Source organism: Streptosporangium saharense (genome assembly GCF_014203715.1).
Taxonomy (GTDB): domain Bacteria; phylum Actinomycetota; class Actinomycetes; order Streptosporangiales; family Streptosporangiaceae; genus Streptosporangium; species Streptosporangium saharense.
The window spans coordinates 101,118-119,431 of sequence record NZ_JACHJP010000011.1; the positions used below are offsets into that span (position 1 = coordinate 101,118).

Below are 18,314 nucleotides of genomic sequence, written 5' to 3' on the forward strand. Positions count from 1 at the left end.
CATGGAAATGTAACAGGCCGAATATGATTTCCCCATGAGCCAAGGCAGCGCACGCAGGGGTGACGGCGGCCGTGGTGACGCCGTGGACGTCATCCTCGCCCAGTGGCGGCATGAGCGCCCCGACCTGGACCTGTCCGCGATGGGCATCTTCGGCAGGCTCACCCGGCTCTCCCGCCTCATCGCCCCCGCGGTCGAGGAGGCCTCCGCCCGGTACGGCATGCGGCACGGCGAGTTCGACGTGCTCGCCTCGCTGCGACGTTCCGGCCCGCCGTACACCCTGACGCCCTCGGAGCTGTCGGCGGCACTGATGATGTCGCGGGCGGGCATGACCAACCGGCTCGACCGGCTCGAACGGGCGGGGCTGGTCGAGCGCACCCTCGCCCCCGACGACCGCAGGAGCGTGCGGGTCACCCTGACTCGGAAGGGCCGCGAGACCGCGGACGCCGCGCTCACCGAACACGTGGCCAGCCTCACCCTGCTGCTGTCCGGGCTCACCGCCGAGGAACGCAGGGTTCTCGACCGGACCATGCGGGTCCTGCTGCGCAGCGTCGGCAGGTCCGCGGCCCGGGGCCGGGCGGCCAGGAGCCGTCAGACCGGCCCCGCTCCCCACCCGCACCGGTGAGGCCCACCGCTCGGGTCCGTGCGGCGATCGTGAGCTCGCGGGGGGAGTGTCAGGTCGCGCGCCCTCACTGTCGGCGAGGATGCGGTAGACGCCGTACTGAATTGATGGAGTTCGGCCCGGATATATTACGATACGGCCCGTGACGTATCGAAATAGTCGTGAGGGCACGGCGCGCGGCCGTCCCCGTGATGGGGCTCTGGATCAGCGGATCACCGCCGTCGTACTGGAGGTGCTGGCGGAGTCCGGTTACGAGGGGGTGTCCTTCGAGGAGGTCGCCCGACGGTGCCAGACGTCCAAGGCGAGCCTGTATCGCCGGTGGGGGTCCAAGCGGGAGATGGTGATCGCCGCGGTCAAGGCCGGGCCCGCACGGCGCGGGGCCGGTGAGCCGATCGACACCGGCAGCCTGCGCGGGGACGTGTTGAGCCTGTGTCGGCGCCTGGACCAGACCATGCGCGCCGCGGACAGTCAGACCGCGATGCTGCTCCTGCAGGCGGGGCTGGAGGACCCGGACCTGTGCGAGGACATCGAGAACGCCGTCGGCCCGACAGGAGCCCGGTTGCCGCGACAGGTCATCGACGCCGCGATCGCCCGCGGCGAGCTGCCCGACGGCGCGGACCCCTTCGCCTTCGAGGAGGTGGTCGGTGCCGCCCTCCTGCTGCGACGGGTCAACGGCCTCGCCGTCGACGAGGAGTACCTGTCCGCGCTCGTCGACACCGTCGTCATCCCCGCCCTGAGGGCATCGGCCGGGCGGGCCCCCCTGCCCGCCGGGATCTTCTCCGGCCACCCGGCCCGCACCGCCCGTAAGACAGCCGCCCGTGAGACAGCCGCGCCTGACGCGAAGGAGAACGCATGACCACCCGACTGACGATCGACGGCTTCGACTACCGGGCCATCCCCGGCACCGACGGCGTCGACCTCAACGTCGCCGTCGGCGGGAGCGGGCCGGCCGTGGTCCTCCTGCACGGGTTCCCCCAGACGCACTACATGTGGCGCCGTGTCGCGGCGAGGCTCGCCGACGACCACACGGTTGTCGTCCCTGACCTGCGTGGATACGGCGACAGCGGCAAGCCGGACGGGAATGACCCCGCCACGTACTCCAAGCGCACGATGGCTCAGGACATCGTGACGGTCGCCTCCGCCCTTGGCGTGGACCACTTCGGGCTCGTCGGGCACGACCGTGGCGCGCTGGTCGCCGTCCGAGCGGGCCTGGACCACCCCGCCGTCGTGGACTACCTGGGGATCCTCGACGTCCTGCCCACCCTCGACACGTGGGCCGTTCTGCGGGGAGTCGACGCCAAGGTCGCCTGGCACCTGTACCTGATGGCCCAGCCCATCGGGCTTCCCGAGAAGATGATCCGCGCGGTCGCTCCGGAGTTCTTCGGCTCCTTCCTGGACGCGTGGGACCCCGGCGGCACGACTTTCACCCATGAGGAGCGCGCCCACTACATCGACAGCTCGGTCGCCGCGATCGACTCCATCGTGGCCGACTACCGGGCCACCGCGAGCGTCGATCTCGAGATGGATCGAGCCGACCGTGAGCATGGCGCGCGGCTCGCGATGCCGGTTGGCGTCATCTCACAGGACTGGGGCTCCCGGCTTGGATTCGACGCCGCATCGCTGTGGCGGGCCTGGGCGCCGGACCTGACCTACCAGCCGACCGCGTCCGGGCACTTCATGGCCGAAGAGAACCCCGACGAGATCGCCACCTTCATCACCAACCTCGCGACGCGCCCGAGCGCGCGGAACCACCGACCGCACTGAGGAGCCCGCCATCATTGACGGGCCGGTCAACCTATCAGCGGGACGCCAAGCCCACCCGAACGCAGCTCTGGCCCCACGCCGCCGCCTGAAGCCGGGCTCGCCTCCTCGTTGAGGACGGTTGGCCCGTCAGTGAGGTCGCCGCTTGGCTCCAGGTGTCGTGGCCGACCACTACCTGCCCGGCGCCCATGCATGACCGCTCATCCCGGCCGAAAAGGCCCACCGCTCGGGTCCGTGCGATGGGCCGGTGAGGCTCAGCCGGTGCCCTGCCGCCACCGCTCCATGACCTGCCGGAAGGCGTCGCTCACGAGGAGCAGGAATTCGGCGGAGGACTCGAAGCGGGCACCGGCGGGGGTCTCGGCCCCGAGGATCTCGGCGCCGCGCTGCGACGCGGCGACCAGGGCGTCGTTCATCCGCAGGAACGCCAGGATGGACCGGATCCAGGGTTCGTCGTCGACGACGTAGCGTTCGCGCCGCTCTCCGGGTGTCCGTTCCCGTTTGAGCATCCCCTGCTGTTCGAGGAAGGCGACGGCGTGCGAGACGGAGGCCGGGCTGACGCGGAGCCGCTGGACCAGGTCGGCGGCGGTGAGGGCGCCCGAGTCGGTGATGTACAGGCAGGCCAGCACCCTTGCCTCCATCCGGGGCAGTCCCTGCTGGATGAGGAGGGCGATGAAGGATTCCGTGAAGTCCAGCACGTCCTGGGGATCACGTCCGTGGCCGCCTTCGGTGACCGGCGGCGCCGGGGGCTGGGCCTGCTTGCGTCTGCGCGCGCGGTGCCGGGTGGCCTCGTGCGCCCGGTCCGCGCCGTAGCCGTCGGGTCCGCCGTTGCGGGTGACCTCCCGCATGACGGTCGAGGCGGGCCGCCCGAGGCGCCGGCCGATCTCCGCGTATCCGAGCCCCTCGGCCAGCCCGGCCGCGATGTGCCGACGGTCCTCGCCGGTGAGTCTGCCTCCGGGCATCAGCGCTCCTCTCCCCTCTGCCGGTCCCGCCGCTGCACAGTATGCATTCACTCGGATCTCATTGCAACGAGATCTCAACAGTCCATTGCGTTCAGCCTCACAACCATTGCAAAGAAGGCCCGTTTTCCCCGATCGACAGGGAGTTTTTGGTTGACGAAATTCTAAACGCAATGTAGCGTCGCGGTCGTTCAGGAATCACCGAACAAAGTGCGACGCCGTACACGAGGAGGTTCGTCATGGGACGGAGTGGCAGCGGGTTCACCGAGGCGGGGCTGCGCGGGCTGCGGGACGTGCTGACCCGGCACGTCGACTCCGGGAGGATCCCCGGGCTCGTCGCCCTGGTCAGCCGGTACGGCGAGACACACGTCGAGGCGATCGGGACGACACGCCATGACGGGGGCGTGCCGATGCGCCGGGACACGATCTTCCGGATGGCCTCGACGTCCAAGCCGGTCTCGATCGCGGCGGCGATGGTCCTGCTCGACGAGTGCGAGCTGCGGCTGGACGACCTGGTCGAGCCGTGGCTGCCCGAGCTCGCCGACCGGCGGGTGCTGGTACGGCCCGACAGCCCGCTGGACGACACCGTGCCCGCGCGGCGGCCCATCACCGTGCGGGACGTGCTGACCTCCACGTTCGGGCTCGGCATGGACAGGGCGTTGCTGGGCACCCCGATCATGAACGCGGTCTTCGAGCGGGGGCTCACGCCCGACCTGCCGGAGCCGATGCCCGAGCCCGACGAGTGGATGCGCCGCCTCGGCACGCTTCCGCTGATGCACCAGCCGGGAGAGCGCTGGCAGTACCACATCGGCAGCGACCTGCTCGGCGTGCTCGTCGCCAGGGTCACGGGCCGGTCGTTCGAGGAGTTCCTGCGTGAGCGCCTCTTCGAGCCGCTGGGGATGCGGGACACCGGTTTCCACGTGCCCGCCGACAGGATCGACCGACTGCCTCCCCTGTACGCCCCCGACCCGGTGACCGGGGAGTTCCTCGTGTGGGACGAGGCCGAGGGCGGGAGATACAGCAAGCCTCCGGCGTTCCAGGGCGGCGGCGGTGGGCTGGTCTCGACCGTCGACGACTACCACGCCTACTTCCAGATGCTGCTGAACCATGGGACGCACAGGACCGAGCGGATCCTGTCCCGGCCCGCCGTCGAGCTGATGACCACCAACCGCCTCACCCCCACCCAGCAGGACGCCCGCAACGCCATGGCCAGCGCCAACGTCCACGTGTCGTACGGCCAGGGGCAGCACGGCGGCTGGGGCCTGGGGATGGCGGTTCGCACCTACCGGGGCGACTACGCGCCCGTCGGCCAGTTCGGCTGGGACGGCGGAACCGGCACCACCACCTACGCCGACCCGGACAACCAGGTCGTCGGCATCCTGCTCACCCAGGTCGGGATGTCGAGGCCGGACTCCGCGCGGCTGATCCACGACTTCTGGACCACGCTCTACCAGGCGATCGACGACTGACCCGGTCACTCCGGGTACGGCAGGGCAGCGGCGGGATCACGGCGAGCTGGTTGAGCATTCCCCGAGAGCCCGCACGCCTTCGGCCAGGTCGGCGAAGGGCAGGGGGCAGTCGGGGCAGGTGCAGTTCGTCAGGCTGTCGCAGCCCGCGGAGACCACCTCGGTCAGCGCGGCGCGGATGGTGGTCAGGTCGGCGATCCTCGCCTCCACCTCCGTGATCTTGGCCTGGGCACGGGCCCGCAGGTCGGGGGTCGGGTGGCCGCGCCGCCCGGTGTCGAGCAGTTCGGCGACCTCGTCCAGGGTGAAGCCCAGCCGCTGGGCGGCCTTGATCACGGTCAGCAGGGTGACGGTCTCCGGCGGGTAGGCGCGGTGGCCACCGGGGCTGCGCACCGGCTCGGCGATCAACCCACGCCGCTCGTAGTAGCGCAGCGTCTGCGGATTGACCCCGGCCCGCTCCGCCACCTGCCCGCTGCGCAGGTAGGTCTCAGGCGGCACGGGCGGCCTCCGCGCGGGCCTGCAGCGCGTCCAGCACCTCGCTCCGCTTCGGCGGGACCGCGACCTCCAGCGTCAGGCCACCGTCGGCGACGGTGAGGACGAAGGTGAAGAAGGAACAGCAGCCGTTCTCCCGCGCCGCCAGCTCCGCTGCCCGTGCCGCGTGCTCCGGGCTGTGGAGGAGCTCCAGCCGCAGCCGGTCGCGCCCCACACGTCGTACGGCCCGCACCGCCTCGGCGAACAGCGTGTCGAACTCGGCCACCCGAACCGGCCGCTCGGCGGTGGGCAGGGTGCACACCGAAGGGACCCACACCGGGTCAAAGGTGATGTCTTTTGTCATGTCCCGACGGTAAGCCTGTACCCGGGTACCGGATGCAACCTCCTGTCACACCGGTGGCTCGCCGAGTTTGGCGGCCACGGCGTCGAGGATCCAGTCCAGGCCGGTCGAGAAGGACGTCTCGGCGTCCACGTCCGTGCCGTCGTGCACGAGCCTGGCCAGCGCCGGGAAGCGGCCCGTGTCCAGCATCCTCGTGAGATACGGCCCCGAGGCGCGCTGCCATTCGTCCTTGGACAGGCCCGTGGCGCGCTCGGCCCGCAGGTCCGCGACCTCGCGCCTGATCGCGCCGGTGAAGTAGGCGCTGACGGTCTCCACGGCACGCATGACGACGTCGATGTCGGTGCGGCCGTCGAAGGCGGACAGCGTGGCCTCGGACACGGCGAGGGCGTTCGGGCCCAGGGCCGGACGGCCGCCGAGCAGGTCGGCCAGCCACTCGTGGCGGAGGGCGGCCCGTCTGGTGCGGTGGGCGTGGCCGCGCAGCGCCTCCCGCCAGTCGCCGGGCCGCTCCTCGGGGAGGATCTCGGCGTGGACCTCGTCCACCATGAGGTCGAACAGCTCCTCCTTGGTGGAGATGTATCCGTACAGCCGCATCGGGCCGACGTCCAGCCGGGCGGCGACCTTGCGCAGCGACACCGCCTCAAGGCCGCCCTCGTCGGCCAGCGCGACGGCGGCAGCGACGATCCGCTCCCGGTCGAGCGGGGCGGGGCGCGTCGGCGGCTCCGGCCGGTCCCACACAGTCATGGCCACATCGTACTGTCGCGATACGCCGTATAGATAGAATACAGTGTATCGACATGAGACATCGTATCGCCGTAGTCGGAGCGGGTCCCGCCGGTCTGACCTTCGCCCGCGTCCTGCACCGCCACGGTCACCCCGTCACCGTCCTCGAACGCGACCCCGCCCCCGACGCCCGTCCCCCCGGCGGCACGCTGGACCTGCACGAAGGGCTCGGCCAGCTCGCACTGGACAAGGCGGGGCTGCTGGCGGAGTTCACGTCGCTGTCCCGCCCCGAGGGACAGGCCATGCGCATCCTGGACACGGACGGGACCGTCCTGCGCGACTGGCGGCCGGGGCCGGACGACCACGCCAATCCAGAGATCGACCGGGGACAGCTCCGCGACCTGCTGCTCGGCCCCCTCGACGTCCGGTGGGGACGGGGCGTGACGGAGGTGGTGCCGGAGACCGGGGACGGCACGCTGGTCCGGTTCGCGGACGGGCGAGAGGAGACGTTCGACCTCGTGGTCGGCGCGGACGGCGCCTGGTCCCGGGTCCGCCCGGCGCTCTCGTCCGCGACGCCGCACTACACGGGCATCACCGCGGTCGAGACCTCCCTGGACGACGTCGACACCCGCCACCCCGGCCTCGCCCGACTGGTCGGCGACGGTTCCGTCGCCGTGTACGGCGTGAACCGCAACTTCGTCGCCCAGCGCAACAGCGGCGGCCACGTCAAGGTGTACGCCCAGTTCCGCGCGCCGCTGGACTGGCACGCGGACCTGGACCTGACCGACGCCGAGGCCGTGCGATCAAGCCTGCTGGCCCTGTTCGACGGCTGGAGCGCCCCCGTCCTCGACCTGCTGCGCCACGGCACCGCCTTCGTCCACCGCCCCCTCCACGTCCTGCCCGCGTCCCACACCTGGGCCCACGTCCCCGGGGTGACGCTGCTTGGCGACGCCGCCCACCTGATGCCCCCGCTGGGGGTGGGCGCGAACCTCGCGATGCTGGAAGGCGCCGAACTCGCCGAGATCGTCGCCGCCGAGCCCGAGGACCTGGACGAGGCCGTCCGCGCCTTCGAGGAGCGGATGTGGGCCCGGGCGAGCAGGTGGACGGAGTTCACGACGGCCGGGCTGGAACGCCTCGTGAGCCCGGACCCCGCCCAGGCCGTCGCCTTCTTCGACGGAGTCCAGCCCTCCTGAACCCCCGCGGGGAGAGACCGTAGCCCAGGACCGGTCCCGGGCCGTGAAGTTCACGCATGCCGTACGGCGCGCGGACGCGGCATGTCACGCACCAGAACCAGGGTGGTGTCAAAGACGTAAAGGAATCTTGTTAAGAGCCCCGGCGCCGCCGATATTTCGGGTGTCTCTCCAGACCCCCAGGAGGCTCCGCGTGCCACAGGCAGTGCCACAGTTACGAGCAGTCCTCATCGCCCTGGCGGTGGTCGCGGCGGGCGTCACCCCGGCCCACGCGACCCCCACCCCCGCCGACGCCGCCCCCGCCATCACCGTCGAGCGGGGACGCAGCCAGCCGGTCTTCTCCTACGCCGACGCCGTCCGCGAGCACGTCTACGTCGAGTCGGGCGCCGACAGCGACGCCGACGGCCGTCCCGACCGGATCCGGGTCGACATCATCAGGCCCAGGGAGTCGGGCCCGAGGCTCAGGGTTCCGGTGATCATCGACGAGAGCCCGTACTACGACAACGCGGGCCGCGGCAACGAGGGCGAACGGAAGATCTACGACGCCTCCGGAAATGTCACGAAATTTCCCCTCTTCTATGACAACTACTTCGTCCCCCGCGGCTACGCCGTACTCAACGTCGACATGAACGGAACCACCGGGTCGGACGGCTGTCCCGACGGCGGTGGCCGGGCCGACGTGCTGGGCGGCAAGGCCGTGATCGACTGGCTGAACGGCCGCGCCGTCGCCCGCCGCGAGGACGGCACCCCCGTCGCCGCGACCTGGACGACCGGCAAGACCGCGATGATCGGCAAGTCCTACGACGGGACGCTGGCCAACGCTGTCGCCGCGACCGGAGTACGGGGGTTGGAGACGATCGTCCCGATCTCGGCGATCAGCTCGTGGTACAGGTACCAGCGTTCCAACGGGGTGGTCTACAACTACGACTACATGTCCTGGCTGGCCTCCTACGTCGACACCGACCCCCTGGCCAAGTGCGCGGCGGCGCGGGCGGACATGGACGCCAGGGACGGTGACGAGACCGGCGACTACAACCCCTTCTGGGCCGAGCGCGACTATCTGGCGGGCACGCTCGCCGACGTCTCGAAGGTGCGCGCCAGTGTCTTCGCCGTGCACACGGTCAACGACCTCAACGTCAGGCCGGACAACTTCTCCACCTGGTGGAAGGCCCTGGCGGCGCGGAACGTGCCCCGCAAGATCTGGGTCGGGCAGTACCAGCACGTCGATCCCTTCGACTTCGCCGGGCGCAGGGACGTCTGGGTCGACACTTTGCACCAGTGGTTCGACCACTGGCTGCTGGGCGTGGACAACGGCGTCATGCGCCGGCCCCGCGCGGACGTGCAGACCGGCCCCGATCGCTGGATCACCCAGCGTGACTGGCCCGAGCCGCTGGCGCTGAAGGTTCCCTTCCACCCGGCGGCCGACGGCTCGCTCGGTCTCGTCCCCGCGCGCAGGGGCCAGACGGCCTCCTTCACCGACCAGCGCCAGCCCGAGGAGGCGATGGTCGCCGACGTCGGCACCGACGCGCCCGGCAGGGTGGCCTTCACCACCGGCCGCCTCCCCCTCGACCTGCGCCTCTCCGGGACGCCCGTCGTCGATCTGCGGGTCTCGCTCGACAGGCCGACCTCGAACCTGACCGCGCTCCTTGTCGACTTCGGGGAGGACACCCGGATCGACTGGCGCCGCGGCCAGGGCATCTCCACCCTCCCCGAGGAGAGCTGCCACGGCGAGAGCACCGCGGCCGACGACGCCTGCTACCGGAAGGTGGCCGCCAACCTGGCCACCCGCCCGCTGGAGATCGTCGCCAGGGGCTGGATCGACGTGCAGAACCGTGACTCGCTCAGCGCCCCGAGGCCGCTGCCGCCCGGCACGTACGGCAGGGTCCGCTGGGAGACGCTGCCGCAGGAGTACGTCTTCAGGAGGGGCCACCGGCTCGGCCTCGTGATCGCGGGCACGGACGGCACCTACAGCGGGGAGCTCGCGACCGGCGCGGCCGTCACCGTCGACCTGGCCGCGAGCAAGGTGGTGCTCCCGCTGGTGGTCGGCGCGCTGCACAGCGCCGACGTGCCCAGGGACCTGAGTGTCTGGCGCGGTCCCGGCAGGATCACCCTGCCGGTTCCCGAGCCGAACTTCTCCTGAGACCTTCCCGGCGTCCGGGTTCAGACCCGGGCGCCGGGACGCAGGTCGGCGAGCAGGTGCTTGGCGGAGAAGGTCTCCCAGTCCTCCTGCCTCGGAGCCGCGGTGTACTCCCTGTGCAGTTTCACCAGCTCGTAGACGAGTTCGCTGCGCACCGGCGTCGTGCCCAGCAGCTCCGGCAGCGCGGAGAGGTTGATCAGCCACTCGGCGTACCACGAGGCCCAGTCGTCGTCGGCGCCGTCGACGAAGCGGTAGACCTCGTGGTGGGTGGCGGCCGCCTGGCTCAGGACGTCGCGGATCCTTCCGACGCGCTCGTCCGTCCCGCTGTTCTTCTGGCTGTCCGCGTGGTGGTCCATGCGGCCCCCTTCCGGCTCGGGCGCTACGGCCGTTCCCAGTGTAACGAAGCGCCTTTGACCTGGGCCGATGCCGTACGGCCCGGCCGGAAGGGGGCCGCGCGAAGGTCAGCAGGGGCCGAGGTCGGCCCACACCCACCAGGCGTTGCCCGGGTCCTCAAGCTGGGTCCACCAGCGGGCCTGGTAGACGCGCCCGTTGCGGGAGACCCGCTCGCCCTGGACGTAGCTGTCACGGCCGCGCCAGGTGGGCGAGGTGCACGCGGGCGGGTACGGCCCGCCGGTCGTCGCGGGCAACTCGAAGCCCCAGCCCGCCTGCTGCCACCTGGGGATCAGCTCCTGGTAGGCGGCCAGGGTCGCCGAGCGGTCACCGCCGCCGTCGTGGGAGAGCGAGACGGCCGTCGGGTAGATCTGCGCGCTCAGCCGCTGGACGAGCACGTCCGCGGGTGAGCCGTCCCAGTCGGAGGGGTCCATCGTCCAGGCCAGGGCCGACATGCCGAGGGAGGCCGCGACCTGCGGGGAGGCGCCCCAGGCGGCGTAGGGCGCCCTGAAGTACCTGATGGGCAGGTTGGGGTCGCCCGCCGCCGCGCGGATCGCGTCGCTGGTCGCGGTCAGGTCGGCGCGGATCGCCTCGGGGGTCAGACCGGCCAGCGAGTCGTGGTTGAAGGTGTGGTTGCAGACGGCGTGGCCGTCGGCGACGATGCGGCGCACCAGCTCGGGGTGCGCCTTGACCTGGTTGCCGAGCAGGCAGAAGGTGGCGCGGATCTGCCTGCTGCGCAGCAGGTCGAGGACCTTGGGGGTCCAGTCGGGCGAGGGGCCGTCGTCGAAGGTGAGGGCGACGACCTTACCGCCGGTACGGGTGGCGTAGACGATGTCGCCGGTCGGGCCGTCCGCGAGGGCGGGGGTACCCGTGGCCACCACCGCCGTCAACGCCACGATCAAGCTCAGGACACGCGAACGCAGTCGCATTGGGGGCCTTTCGATGGGGGGAGTCGAGGCGCCTTACTGGAAACCTTCTTTACCATAAGAATGATCAAGGCGACAGACCCGGAAATTTAGACTCCCCGTACGGCCCGGCCGAGCCAGCCGCGGGCCACGGCGAGAAGGAGCGACGGCGGCACGGTCCCCGCGCCGAGGCCCACCTCGACCAGCAGGTCGAAGACCTCTTTGCGCCGGGCGGCCACGCCGATCGCGGCGTCGATGAACCGGGGCGAGCGGGCGGCCAGGGCGAGCGCGTCGGTGGTCCGCAGATGCCGTCCCAGCGCCCTGCCCAGCCGCCCTCGGTAGGCGGTCAGCGGGTCGCCGGGGGCCTGGACGGCGGCCTCCCCCGCGAGCCTGCCGGACAGCAGGGCGTAGTAGATGCCCTCGCCGGTCAGCGGGTTGATCAGCCCGGCCGCGTCCCCGGCGAGCAGTACCCTGCCCGCGCCCGCCCCCGGCCTGCCAGGGGACAGGGGCAGGTGGTGGGCCCGCAGGTCACGGGCGGGCAGGTGGGGCAGCAGTTCGGCGAGCCTGCCGTGCAGGACCTCGCGCCCCGGCAGGCCGGTCGCCCGGAGGCGGGGCAGCAGCATCCCGAAGCCGACGTTGGCGCTGCCGTCCCCGACCGGGAACGACCACGCGTAGGCGGGCCATCCCCGTCCCTGCATGGCGATGCGCTGGACGTCGTCGTCCAGCGGCACGTCCGCGTAGCCGCGCACGGCGATCGCGGTGTGCCTGTCGGGGACGTCGGCCATGCCGATGAGGCGCCGCACGACGGAGTTCGCCCCGTCCGCGCCGACGACCGCGCGGGCCGCGATGGCCTCGTCGAGGACGACGTGCCCGTGCCGTACGGCGAGCGCGCGGACGCGGTGGCGCCTGACCTCGACGCCCCTGGCCCTGGCCGCCTCCACCAGGCGGGCGTCGAAGACGGCGCGGGGGACGACGTGGTTGGGCCTGGCGACGGTGGCGTGGACCTCCGCTCCCCCCGGCGAGACGATCGACAGGTGCCGGGTCGGCCGGTAGTCGGCGATCAGGTCGGGCAGGCCGAGCAGGGCGAGTTCGTCACGCCCGTGGGCGGCGATGCCGTCGCCGCAGGCCTTGTCGCGGGGGAAGTCGGCCCTGTCGAGCAGCAGCACCCTGGCGTCGGGGCGGAGCTGCCTGGCCCGCAGGGCGGCGGCCGATCCCGCGGGACCGCCACCGACGACCACAAGATCCCACACGTCGTCCACGCCGATGAGCCTCCCACCGTACGGCCCGGCGAAACCCCCGCCGGGAAATCCGTCATCGGCCGTGGATTCAATTGTCCCGTCGGAACTTTTGTTTTTCGCCCCTCCATTTCACGCCTCGCCGTACCGGAAAGACAGCGGAGACCGCCTCCGGTAGGCGGGGGAATCCCCCGTCACCGGAGACGGTCTCAGGAACGGATGACGTACGGCGTGGAGGCCGTGCCCTCCTCCCGCCGGTCGGCGGCCGTGCGGCCCCGGCCGGTCAGGAGGACATCCGCGGTGGGTGATGGGTCCCGACGGACTCAGCCGCCGCCCCCACCACCGCCTCCGCCGCCACCGCCGCCACCTCCACCGCCGCCTCCGCCACCGCCGCCGCCTCCGCCGCCGCTGTGGCTGCCACCGCCACCGCCGCCGCCTCCGCCGCTGTGGTTACCGCCACCGCCACCTCCTCCGCCACCGCCGCCTCCGCCACCACCGCCACCTCCACCGCCGCCGTGACGACGGTGGTAGCACCGGCCGTTGTAGCAGGGCCGCAGGACGAGGTTGCTCTGGGTGAGGGTCGCGGCGGCGCCGGACGTCAGAGCCTGGGGCGTCGTCGACGCGTTGGCGAATTGAGCCGGCATCGTCACGGGGGCGGCGAGAGCGGAAGCCACCATCGCACCGGCAGCGAGAATCTGCTTGACCATGAGTGATCACTCCATGTCGTGATGGATGCGCCCTGGCGGTTCCCAGGTCGCTGGGAGCGCCGGATAGGCATCTCGAAAAGACGCCGACACGGCGTGGACCTAAAGTCCACGCTAATGAGAAAGACCTTGAAGGGGTCACCCCAGAGAGGCAAAGGCATTGATTCCGTATTATTACCCCAAACAAGACAATAACTATAGGTAATTATTTAGCTACTCTCAGTAAGCATCACGGCTCTCCTCGGAGGGACAACCCCACGGGGGTATGTTATGGTCGCCGATATACCCCCTAGGGGTATGAATCCAGTGCCCCGGATGCGTCGGGAATACGGTAGGGGGGTACCGTGTTGTGGAGGGTGAAGCGACCACCGGAGAGGAGAAGGAGATGGCCGGTTACACCGCCGACAGGCAGGAGCACCTCCGGCGGCTGCGCAGGATCGAGGGCCAGATACGCGGCCTGCAGCGGATGGTCGAGGAGGACAAGTACTGCATCGACATCCTCACCCAGGTGTCCGCCGCCGACCACGCGCTGAGATCCTTCGCCCTGTCCCTGCTTGAGCAGCACATGGCGCACTGCGTCGCCGACGCGGCCGCCAAGGGCGGCGCCGAGGCGGATGCCAAGATCAAGGAAGCCTCCGACGCCATCGCGCGCCTGGTCAGGTCCTGACAGAGCACGACCCCGTGGAACCGAGAGAAGAGACGACGATGAGCACCACCACATACACCGTCAAGGGCATGACCTGCGGCCACTGCGTAAGCTCCGTCAAGGAGGAGGTCGGGGAGGTCCCCGGCGTCACCGGCGTCGAGGTGGACCTCGCGACCGGTCTGCTGACGGTGAGCGGCCAGGGCCCGGTCGGCGACGAGGCCGTCAGAGCCGCCGTCAGGACCGCCGGATACGAAGTGGCCGACCCGGCATGAACACCCCGGCCAGGCTGGGGGCCTATCTTCTCGGTCTCGCCGTCCTGTTCGGCGGGGCCCTCGGGGCGGGCAGGGCGGCGGACGCCGCGGGTCTGACCCCCCGGGTCACGACCCACACGTCCGCCTCACCCGTCCCCCAAGAGGCGTCCGTACCGGAAGGACTTCAGGTGTCGAACAACGGCTACACGCTGACCCCACGGACCACGACCGTCCAGGCGGGCCGGGAGACGGACTTCCGCTTCACCGTCACCGCCCCCGACGGCGGGCCCGTCACCGGATACCGGGTCCAGCACGACAAGAAGATGCACTTCATCGTGGTCTCCCGCGACCTCGGCGGCTTCTGGCACCTGCACCCGAAGGAGACCGGGGGCGGCGAGTGGTCGGTGCCGCTGACGCTGCCCGCCGCTGGCGTCTACCGGGCCTTCGCCGACTTCGCCCCCGAGGGCGGCGACGCCATGACCCTGGGCGTCGACCTGCGCTCCCCCGGCGACTACACCCCCGCCGAACTGCCCGCGGCGAGCCGTACGGCCACCGTGGACGGCTACACCGTCACCCTCGACGGCGACCTGGTCCCCGGCGCGTCGAGCAGGATCACCCTGAACGTCGCCAAGGACGGCCGTCCCGTCACCGACCTGCAGCCCTACCTGGGCGCCTACGGCCACCTGGTCGCGCTGCGCGACGGGGACCTGGCCTACCTGCACGTCCACCCAGACGGGGAGCCCGGCGACGGCAGGACCGCCCCGGGACCCGGCATCACCTTCCACGCCGAGGTGCCCAGCCGGGGCGCCTACCGGCTCTTCCTGGACTTCCAGCACGCGGGGGTCGTGCGCACCGCGAGCTTCACCGTGCACACCGGACAGACCGCTCCCGCGAGCCCTGCCCCGTCCCCCTCGGGGAGCGGGCACGGCCACGGGGGACACGCCCACTGAGGGCGCCGACCCGGCAAACCCGAGAAAGGAGAGACGATGTCCCCCCTCACCGACGACAGGGCCCCGGTTCCCGGCGGCGCGGTCGAACTCTCGATCGGCGGCATGACGTGCGCGTCCTGCGCCAACCGCATCGAGCGCAAGCTCAACAAGCTCGACGGCGTGACCGCGACGGTCAACTACGCGACCGAGAAGGCCAAGGTGACCTACTCCGGGGACATCAGCCCCGAGGACCTGGTCGCCGAGGTGGCCAAGGCTGGCTACACCGCCAAGCTTCCCGAACCGCCCGCCACCCCTTCCGAGGACGGCGACCGCGACGAGGCGGCCGAGGAGCTTCGGCCGCTGCGGGCCCGCCTGGTCACCGCCGTGGTGCTCGCCGTACCGGTGATCGCGATGGCGATGGTCCCCGCGCTGCAGTTCCCGAACTGGCAGTGGCTGTCGCTGACGCTGACCGCGCCGGTCGTGGTCTACGCGGGCTGGCCCTTCCACCGGGCCGCCTGGACCAACCTGCGCCACGGCACGGCCACCATGGACACCCTGGTCTCCATCGGCACACTGGCGGCCTTCGGCTGGTCGCTGTGGGCGCTGTTCTTCGGCAGCGCGGGCACGCCGGGGATGACCCACCCGTTCGCGTTCACCATCGAGCGCACCGACGGGTCGGGCAACATCTACCTGGAGGCCGCCGCGGGGGTGACGGCGTTCATCCTGGCGGGCCGTTATTTCGAGGCCCGTTCCAAGCGCCGGGCGGGTGCCGCGCTGCGGGCCCTGCTCGAACTCGGCGCCAAGGACGTGGCCGTGCTGCGTGACGGGCGCGAGATCCGCGTCCCCGCCGACCGGCTCGCCGTGGGCGACGTGTTCGTGGTACGGCCCGGCGAGAAGATCGCCACCGACGGCGTGGTCGAGGAGGGCTCCTCGGCGGTCGACGCCTCGATGCTGACCGGCGAGTCGGTCCCGGCCGAGGTGAAGCCCGGCGACGCGGTGACCGGCGCGACCGTCAACGCCGGAGGCCGCCTGCTGGTGCGCGCCACCCGCGTCGGCGCCGACACCCAGCTCGCCAGGATGGCCAGGCTCGTCGAGGAGGCCCAGACCGGCAAGGCGCAGGTGCAGCGCCTGGCCGACCGGGTCTCCGGGGTCTTCGTGCCGATCGTGATCGCGCTGGCCGTGGCCACGCTCGGCTTCTGGCTCGGCACGGGAGGCGGCGCCTCGGCGGCCTTCACGGCGGCGGTCGCGGTGCTGATCATCGCCTGCCCCTGCGCGCTCGGCCTGGCGACCCCGACCGCGCTGCTGGTCGGCACGGGACGCGGCGCCCAGCTCGGCATCCTGATCAGGGGCCCCGAGGTGCTGGAGTCCACCCGCAAGGTGGACACCGTGGTGCTGGACAAGACCGGCACCGTCACCGAGGGCCGGATGACCCTCACCGGCGTGCACCCGGCCGACGGTGAGGACCGTGACGAGGTGCTGCGCCTGGCCGGAGCCCTGGAACACGCCTCCGAGCACCCCATCGCCAGGGCCGTGGCCCGCGCCGCCGCCGAGCGAGTGGGCGAGCTGCCCACCCCGGAGGACTTCGCCAACGTCGAGGGGCTCGGCGTCCAGGGCATCGTGGACGGCCACGCCGTGGTCGTCGGCAGGCCCAGGCTGCTGGCCGACTGGTCGCAGCACCTGCCCGCCGAGCTTGGGCGGGCGGTGGAGACGGCCCAGGCCGCGGGCCGTACGGCTGTCGCGGTCGGCTGGGACGGCAGGGCCCGCGCGGTCCTCGTCGTGGCCGACACCGTCAAGCCGACCAGCGCCGAGGCGATCGAGCGGCTGCGCGGTCTCGGACTGACGCCGGTGCTGCTGACCGGCGACAACGAGGCCGCGGCCCGCGCGGTCGCCGCCGAGGTCGGCATCGACGAGGTGATCGCCGAGGTGCTGCCCGAGGGCAAGGTCGAGGTGGTCAGGCGGCTGCAGGCCGAGGGCCGCTCGGTGGCCATGGTCGGCGACGGGGTCAACGACGCCGCCGCGCTCGCCCAGGCCGACCTGGGCCTGGCGATGGGCACCGGGACCGACGCGGCGATCGAGGCCGCCGACCTGACCCTGGTCAGGGGCGACCTGCGGGCCGCCGCCGAGGCCATCCGGCTGTCGCGCCGTACACTGGCGACGATCAAGGGCAATCTGTTCTGGGCGTTCGCCTACAACGTGGCCGCGCTGCCGCTGGCCGCGCTCGGGCTGCTGAACCCGATGATCGCCGGAGCCGCGATGGCGTTCTCCTCGGTGTTCGTGGTGAGCAACAGCCTCAGGCTCCGCCGCTTCAGATGACCTCGGGGCGGGCGCGGCGCACACGTGCCGCGCCCGCCCGCCCACCGTAGAAGACCGCAGGGAACGGGGAAGCCATGGAAACGGGTTTCGGGTACTTCGCCACACACGACGCGGTCCGTCCGGGCGTGCTGGCCCAGCTCGTCGAGCAACGGGGCCACGACGCCCTCTTCTTCACCGAGCACACCCACATCCAGGCCTCCGGGGAGCCGCCCGTGCCGCCGGAGGGCGGGACGCTGCCGCGCAGGTACGCCCACACCTACGACGCCCTGACCGCCTGCACGGCCGCGGGCGTGGTCACGAGTCGGCTGCGGGTGGGGACGGGCGTCTGCCTGGTCCCGCAGCACCACCCGATCAGCCTGGCCAAGACGGTGGCGAGCATCGACCACCTGACCGGGGGCCGGTTCGAACTCGGTGTGGGAGCGGGCTGGAACGAGCCCGAGATCCGCAACCACGGGGTCGATCCGGCGCGGCGCTTCGCGGTGATGAAGGAGAACGTCGAGGCCATGCGCCGCATCTGGACCCAGGACGAGGCCGAGTACCACGGGAGGTTCGTCTCCTTCGACCCCATCTATTCCTGGCCCAAGCCCGCGCAGCGCCCCCATCCCCCGGTGCTGGTCGGCGGCACCGGCCCCCGGGTGCTCGACCGGGTGCTCTCCTACGGCGACGGCTGGCTGCCGAACTACGCGCCGGACGTCCTCGACCGGGCGCGTGAGCTCCAGCGCAGGGCCGCCGACGCGGGCAGGCGGGTCGTGACGGTGGTCATGGCGGCGCCCGCCGACCCCGCCGTGCTTGAGGCGTGCGAGCGGGCCGGGGTCGCCCGGGTGATGGCGTGGCTGCCGTCGGCGGGCCTGGACCGCCTCCAGCGGGAGATGGACACCTTCGAGGCGGCGCTGGCCGAGGCGCGCGGGGAGTGACATGAACACACCGGACGGCCCCGGCCAGGTCTCCCCTGGCCGGGGCCGTCCGTGAGTTCACGTGCCGGGCTGGGTCACCGCACGCCGCGCCTGCCGTACAGGCCCGCCGCGGCGATGACGCCGACGGCCGCGAGGGCGATCTGGATGAGCAGCTCGATCCAGTCGATTCCCCTGGTGCTGGAGACGCCCAGCGCACCGGCGATCGCGGTCCCGATGAGGGCCGCGACGATGCCGATCACGATGGTCAGCCAGATGGGGATGCCCTGACGCCCGGGGACGACCAGCCGGCCCAACGCGCCGATGATCGCTCCGATGACGATGGCGGTGATGATGCCGGTGACTGTCATGG

Annotated in this window: 20 protein-coding genes and 1 pseudogene; 12 read left to right on the top strand and 9 right to left on the bottom strand. The window is 71.6% G+C overall.

Annotation, left to right across the window (positions count from 1 at the left end; genetic code table 11):
• The first annotated feature begins 34 nt into the window (after positions 1 to 34).
• The 4 genes and pseudogenes from FHS44_RS34200 to FHS44_RS42780 form a co-directional block, all read left to right on the top strand.
• Entirely contained in the window at positions 35 to 622 is a 588-nt protein-coding gene (locus FHS44_RS34200; RefSeq protein WP_184722752.1) for a MarR family winged helix-turn-helix transcriptional regulator, read from the top strand.
• Between the two features lie 139 nt (positions 623 to 761).
• Positions 762 to 1,475, top strand: a complete 714-nt coding sequence (locus tag FHS44_RS34205; RefSeq protein WP_184722755.1) for a TetR/AcrR family transcriptional regulator — start codon at positions 762 to 764, stop codon at positions 1,473 to 1,475.
• On the top strand, positions 1,472 to 2,383 hold the full coding sequence (locus tag FHS44_RS34210; protein WP_184722757.1) for an alpha/beta fold hydrolase: 912 nt from the start codon (positions 1,472 to 1,474) through the stop codon (positions 2,381 to 2,383). The genes FHS44_RS34205 and FHS44_RS34210 overlap by 4 nt, the downstream gene beginning before the upstream one ends.
• 13 nt (positions 2,384 to 2,396) lie before the next feature.
• Positions 2,397 to 2,595 (top strand): annotated as a pseudogene (locus FHS44_RS42780) (hypothetical protein); the annotation flags it as partial.
• Positions 2,596 to 2,634: 39 nt separating this feature from the next.
• Here FHS44_RS42780 and FHS44_RS34215 read toward each other — a convergent pair.
• Positions 2,635 to 3,339 carry a GbsR/MarR family transcriptional regulator gene (locus FHS44_RS34215; RefSeq protein ID WP_184722760.1) on the bottom strand — a complete coding sequence of 235 codons (705 nt, stop codon included), beginning with the start codon at positions 3,337 to 3,339 and terminating at the stop codon, positions 2,635 to 2,637.
• Between the two features lie 236 nt (positions 3,340 to 3,575).
• On the opposite strand from FHS44_RS34215, the gene FHS44_RS34220 reads away from it, so the two are divergent.
• Positions 3,576 to 4,805: a serine hydrolase domain-containing protein gene (locus tag FHS44_RS34220; RefSeq protein WP_184722763.1), complete on the top strand. Its 1,230-nt coding sequence runs from the start codon at positions 3,576 to 3,578 to the stop codon at positions 4,803 to 4,805.
• A 36-nt stretch (positions 4,806 to 4,841) separates the two neighbouring features.
• Here the strand turns inward: FHS44_RS34220 and FHS44_RS34225 are convergent, their stop codons facing one another.
• The 3 genes from FHS44_RS34225 to FHS44_RS34235 are packed head-to-tail and all read right to left on the bottom strand — an operon-like array spanning position 4,842 to position 6,372.
• On the bottom strand, positions 4,842 to 5,297 hold the full coding sequence (locus tag FHS44_RS34225) for a MerR family transcriptional regulator (RefSeq protein ID WP_312863925.1): 456 nt from the start codon (positions 5,295 to 5,297) through the stop codon (positions 4,842 to 4,844).
• Positions 5,287 to 5,634, bottom strand: coding sequence for a hypothetical protein (locus FHS44_RS34230; RefSeq protein WP_184722766.1), 348 nt, complete (start codon positions 5,632 to 5,634; stop codon positions 5,287 to 5,289). The genes FHS44_RS34225 and FHS44_RS34230 overlap by 11 nt, the downstream gene beginning before the upstream one ends.
• 45 nt (positions 5,635 to 5,679) lie before the next feature.
• The gene (locus tag FHS44_RS34235; protein ID WP_184722769.1) at positions 5,680 to 6,372 is read right to left on the bottom strand and encodes a TetR/AcrR family transcriptional regulator; all 693 of its coding nucleotides are present in this window, start codon (positions 6,370 to 6,372) and stop codon (positions 5,680 to 5,682) included.
• A 53-nt stretch (positions 6,373 to 6,425) separates the two neighbouring features.
• Between FHS44_RS34235 and FHS44_RS34240 the strand changes: the two genes are divergently transcribed.
• The gene (locus tag FHS44_RS34240) at positions 6,426 to 7,544 is read left to right on the top strand and encodes an FAD-dependent oxidoreductase (protein ID WP_184722771.1); all 1,119 of its coding nucleotides are present in this window, start codon (positions 6,426 to 6,428) and stop codon (positions 7,542 to 7,544) included.
• Positions 7,545 to 7,734: 190 nt separating this feature from the next.
• Positions 7,735 to 9,681: a Xaa-Pro dipeptidyl-peptidase gene (locus FHS44_RS34245; RefSeq protein ID WP_312863926.1), complete on the top strand. Its 1,947-nt coding sequence runs from the start codon at positions 7,735 to 7,737 to the stop codon at positions 9,679 to 9,681.
• Between the two features lie 20 nt (positions 9,682 to 9,701).
• On the opposite strand, the gene FHS44_RS34250 is transcribed toward FHS44_RS34245, so the two are convergent.
• The 4 genes from FHS44_RS34250 to FHS44_RS34265 form a co-directional block, all read right to left on the bottom strand.
• On the bottom strand, positions 9,702 to 10,034 hold the full coding sequence (locus FHS44_RS34250; protein WP_184722774.1) for a hypothetical protein: 333 nt from the start codon (positions 10,032 to 10,034) through the stop codon (positions 9,702 to 9,704).
• Between the two features lie 105 nt (positions 10,035 to 10,139).
• A complete protein-coding gene (locus FHS44_RS34255; RefSeq protein WP_184722792.1) occupies positions 10,140 to 10,997 on the bottom strand; it encodes a polysaccharide deacetylase family protein in 858 nt (285 codons plus the stop codon).
• A gap of 86 nt (positions 10,998 to 11,083) precedes the next feature.
• Complete coding sequence (locus tag FHS44_RS34260; RefSeq protein WP_312863927.1) at positions 11,084 to 12,232, bottom strand: NAD(P)/FAD-dependent oxidoreductase; 1,149 nt, start codon at positions 12,230 to 12,232, stop codon at positions 11,084 to 11,086.
• Between the two features lie 259 nt (positions 12,233 to 12,491).
• Positions 12,492 to 12,668 (bottom strand): hypothetical protein, encoded by a 177-nt coding sequence (locus tag FHS44_RS34265; protein ID WP_184722794.1) that lies wholly within the window; start codon positions 12,666 to 12,668, stop codon positions 12,492 to 12,494.
• 629 nt (positions 12,669 to 13,297) lie between these two features.
• Here FHS44_RS34265 and FHS44_RS34270 point away from each other — a divergent pair.
• The 5 genes from FHS44_RS34270 to FHS44_RS34290 all read left to right on the top strand — a co-directional run bounded on the left by FHS44_RS34270 (position 13,298) and on the right by FHS44_RS34290 (position 17,965).
• Positions 13,298 to 13,579: a metal-sensitive transcriptional regulator gene (locus tag FHS44_RS34270; protein WP_184722797.1), complete on the top strand. Its 282-nt coding sequence runs from the start codon at positions 13,298 to 13,300 to the stop codon at positions 13,577 to 13,579.
• Positions 13,580 to 13,617: 38 nt separating this feature from the next.
• On the top strand, positions 13,618 to 13,830 hold the full coding sequence (locus FHS44_RS34275) for a heavy-metal-associated domain-containing protein (RefSeq protein WP_184722800.1): 213 nt from the start codon (positions 13,618 to 13,620) through the stop codon (positions 13,828 to 13,830).
• Complete coding sequence (locus FHS44_RS34280; protein ID WP_184722805.1) at positions 13,827 to 14,759, top strand: DUF8832 domain-containing protein; 933 nt, start codon at positions 13,827 to 13,829, stop codon at positions 14,757 to 14,759. The genes FHS44_RS34275 and FHS44_RS34280 overlap by 4 nt, the downstream gene beginning before the upstream one ends.
• Before the next feature lie 36 nt (positions 14,760 to 14,795).
• Positions 14,796 to 17,051 carry a heavy metal translocating P-type ATPase gene (locus tag FHS44_RS34285; RefSeq protein WP_184722808.1) on the top strand — a complete coding sequence of 752 codons (2,256 nt, stop codon included), beginning with the start codon at positions 14,796 to 14,798 and terminating at the stop codon, positions 17,049 to 17,051.
• 74 nt (positions 17,052 to 17,125) lie between these two features.
• Positions 17,126 to 17,965: an LLM class F420-dependent oxidoreductase gene (locus FHS44_RS34290; RefSeq protein ID WP_184722812.1), complete on the top strand. Its 840-nt coding sequence runs from the start codon at positions 17,126 to 17,128 to the stop codon at positions 17,963 to 17,965.
• A gap of 74 nt (positions 17,966 to 18,039) precedes the next feature.
• Here the strand turns inward: FHS44_RS34290 and FHS44_RS34295 are convergent, their stop codons facing one another.
• A complete protein-coding gene (locus tag FHS44_RS34295; RefSeq protein ID WP_184723283.1) occupies positions 18,040 to 18,312 on the bottom strand; it encodes a GlsB/YeaQ/YmgE family stress response membrane protein in 273 nt (90 codons plus the stop codon).
• Positions 18,313 to 18,314: the final 2 nt, after the last annotated feature.

Coding starts and splice junctions, on each gene's coding strand:
- FHS44_RS34280 (WP_184722805.1), top strand. CDS start 13,827: ATGAACACCCCGGCCAGGCTGGGGGCCTATCTTCTCGGTCTCGCCGTC.
- FHS44_RS34240 (WP_184722771.1), top strand. CDS start 6,426: ATGAGACATCGTATCGCCGTAGTCGGAGCGGGTCCCGCCGGTCTGACC.
- FHS44_RS34290 (WP_184722812.1), top strand. CDS start 17,126: ATGGAAACGGGTTTCGGGTACTTCGCCACACACGACGCGGTCCGTCCG.
- FHS44_RS34270 (WP_184722797.1), top strand. CDS start 13,298: ATGGCCGGTTACACCGCCGACAGGCAGGAGCACCTCCGGCGGCTGCGC.
- FHS44_RS34230 (WP_184722766.1), bottom strand. CDS start 5,634: ATGACAAAAGACATCACCTTTGACCCGGTGTGGGTCCCTTCGGTGTGC.
- FHS44_RS34255 (WP_184722792.1), bottom strand. CDS start 10,997: ATGCGACTGCGTTCGCGTGTCCTGAGCTTGATCGTGGCGTTGACGGCG.
- FHS44_RS34200 (WP_184722752.1), top strand. CDS start 35: ATGAGCCAAGGCAGCGCACGCAGGGGTGACGGCGGCCGTGGTGACGCC.
- FHS44_RS34275 (WP_184722800.1), top strand. CDS start 13,618: ATGAGCACCACCACATACACCGTCAAGGGCATGACCTGCGGCCACTGC.
- FHS44_RS34285 (WP_184722808.1), top strand. CDS start 14,796: ATGTCCCCCCTCACCGACGACAGGGCCCCGGTTCCCGGCGGCGCGGTC.
- FHS44_RS34250 (WP_184722774.1), bottom strand. CDS start 10,034: ATGGACCACCACGCGGACAGCCAGAAGAACAGCGGGACGGACGAGCGC.
- FHS44_RS34235 (WP_184722769.1), bottom strand. CDS start 6,372: ATGACTGTGTGGGACCGGCCGGAGCCGCCGACGCGCCCCGCCCCGCTC.
- FHS44_RS34215 (WP_184722760.1), bottom strand. CDS start 3,339: ATGCCCGGAGGCAGACTCACCGGCGAGGACCGTCGGCACATCGCGGCC.
- FHS44_RS34220 (WP_184722763.1), top strand. CDS start 3,576: ATGGGACGGAGTGGCAGCGGGTTCACCGAGGCGGGGCTGCGCGGGCTG.
- FHS44_RS34210 (WP_184722757.1), top strand. CDS start 1,472: ATGACCACCCGACTGACGATCGACGGCTTCGACTACCGGGCCATCCCC.
- FHS44_RS34295 (WP_184723283.1), bottom strand. CDS start 18,312: ATGACAGTCACCGGCATCATCACCGCCATCGTCATCGGAGCGATCATC.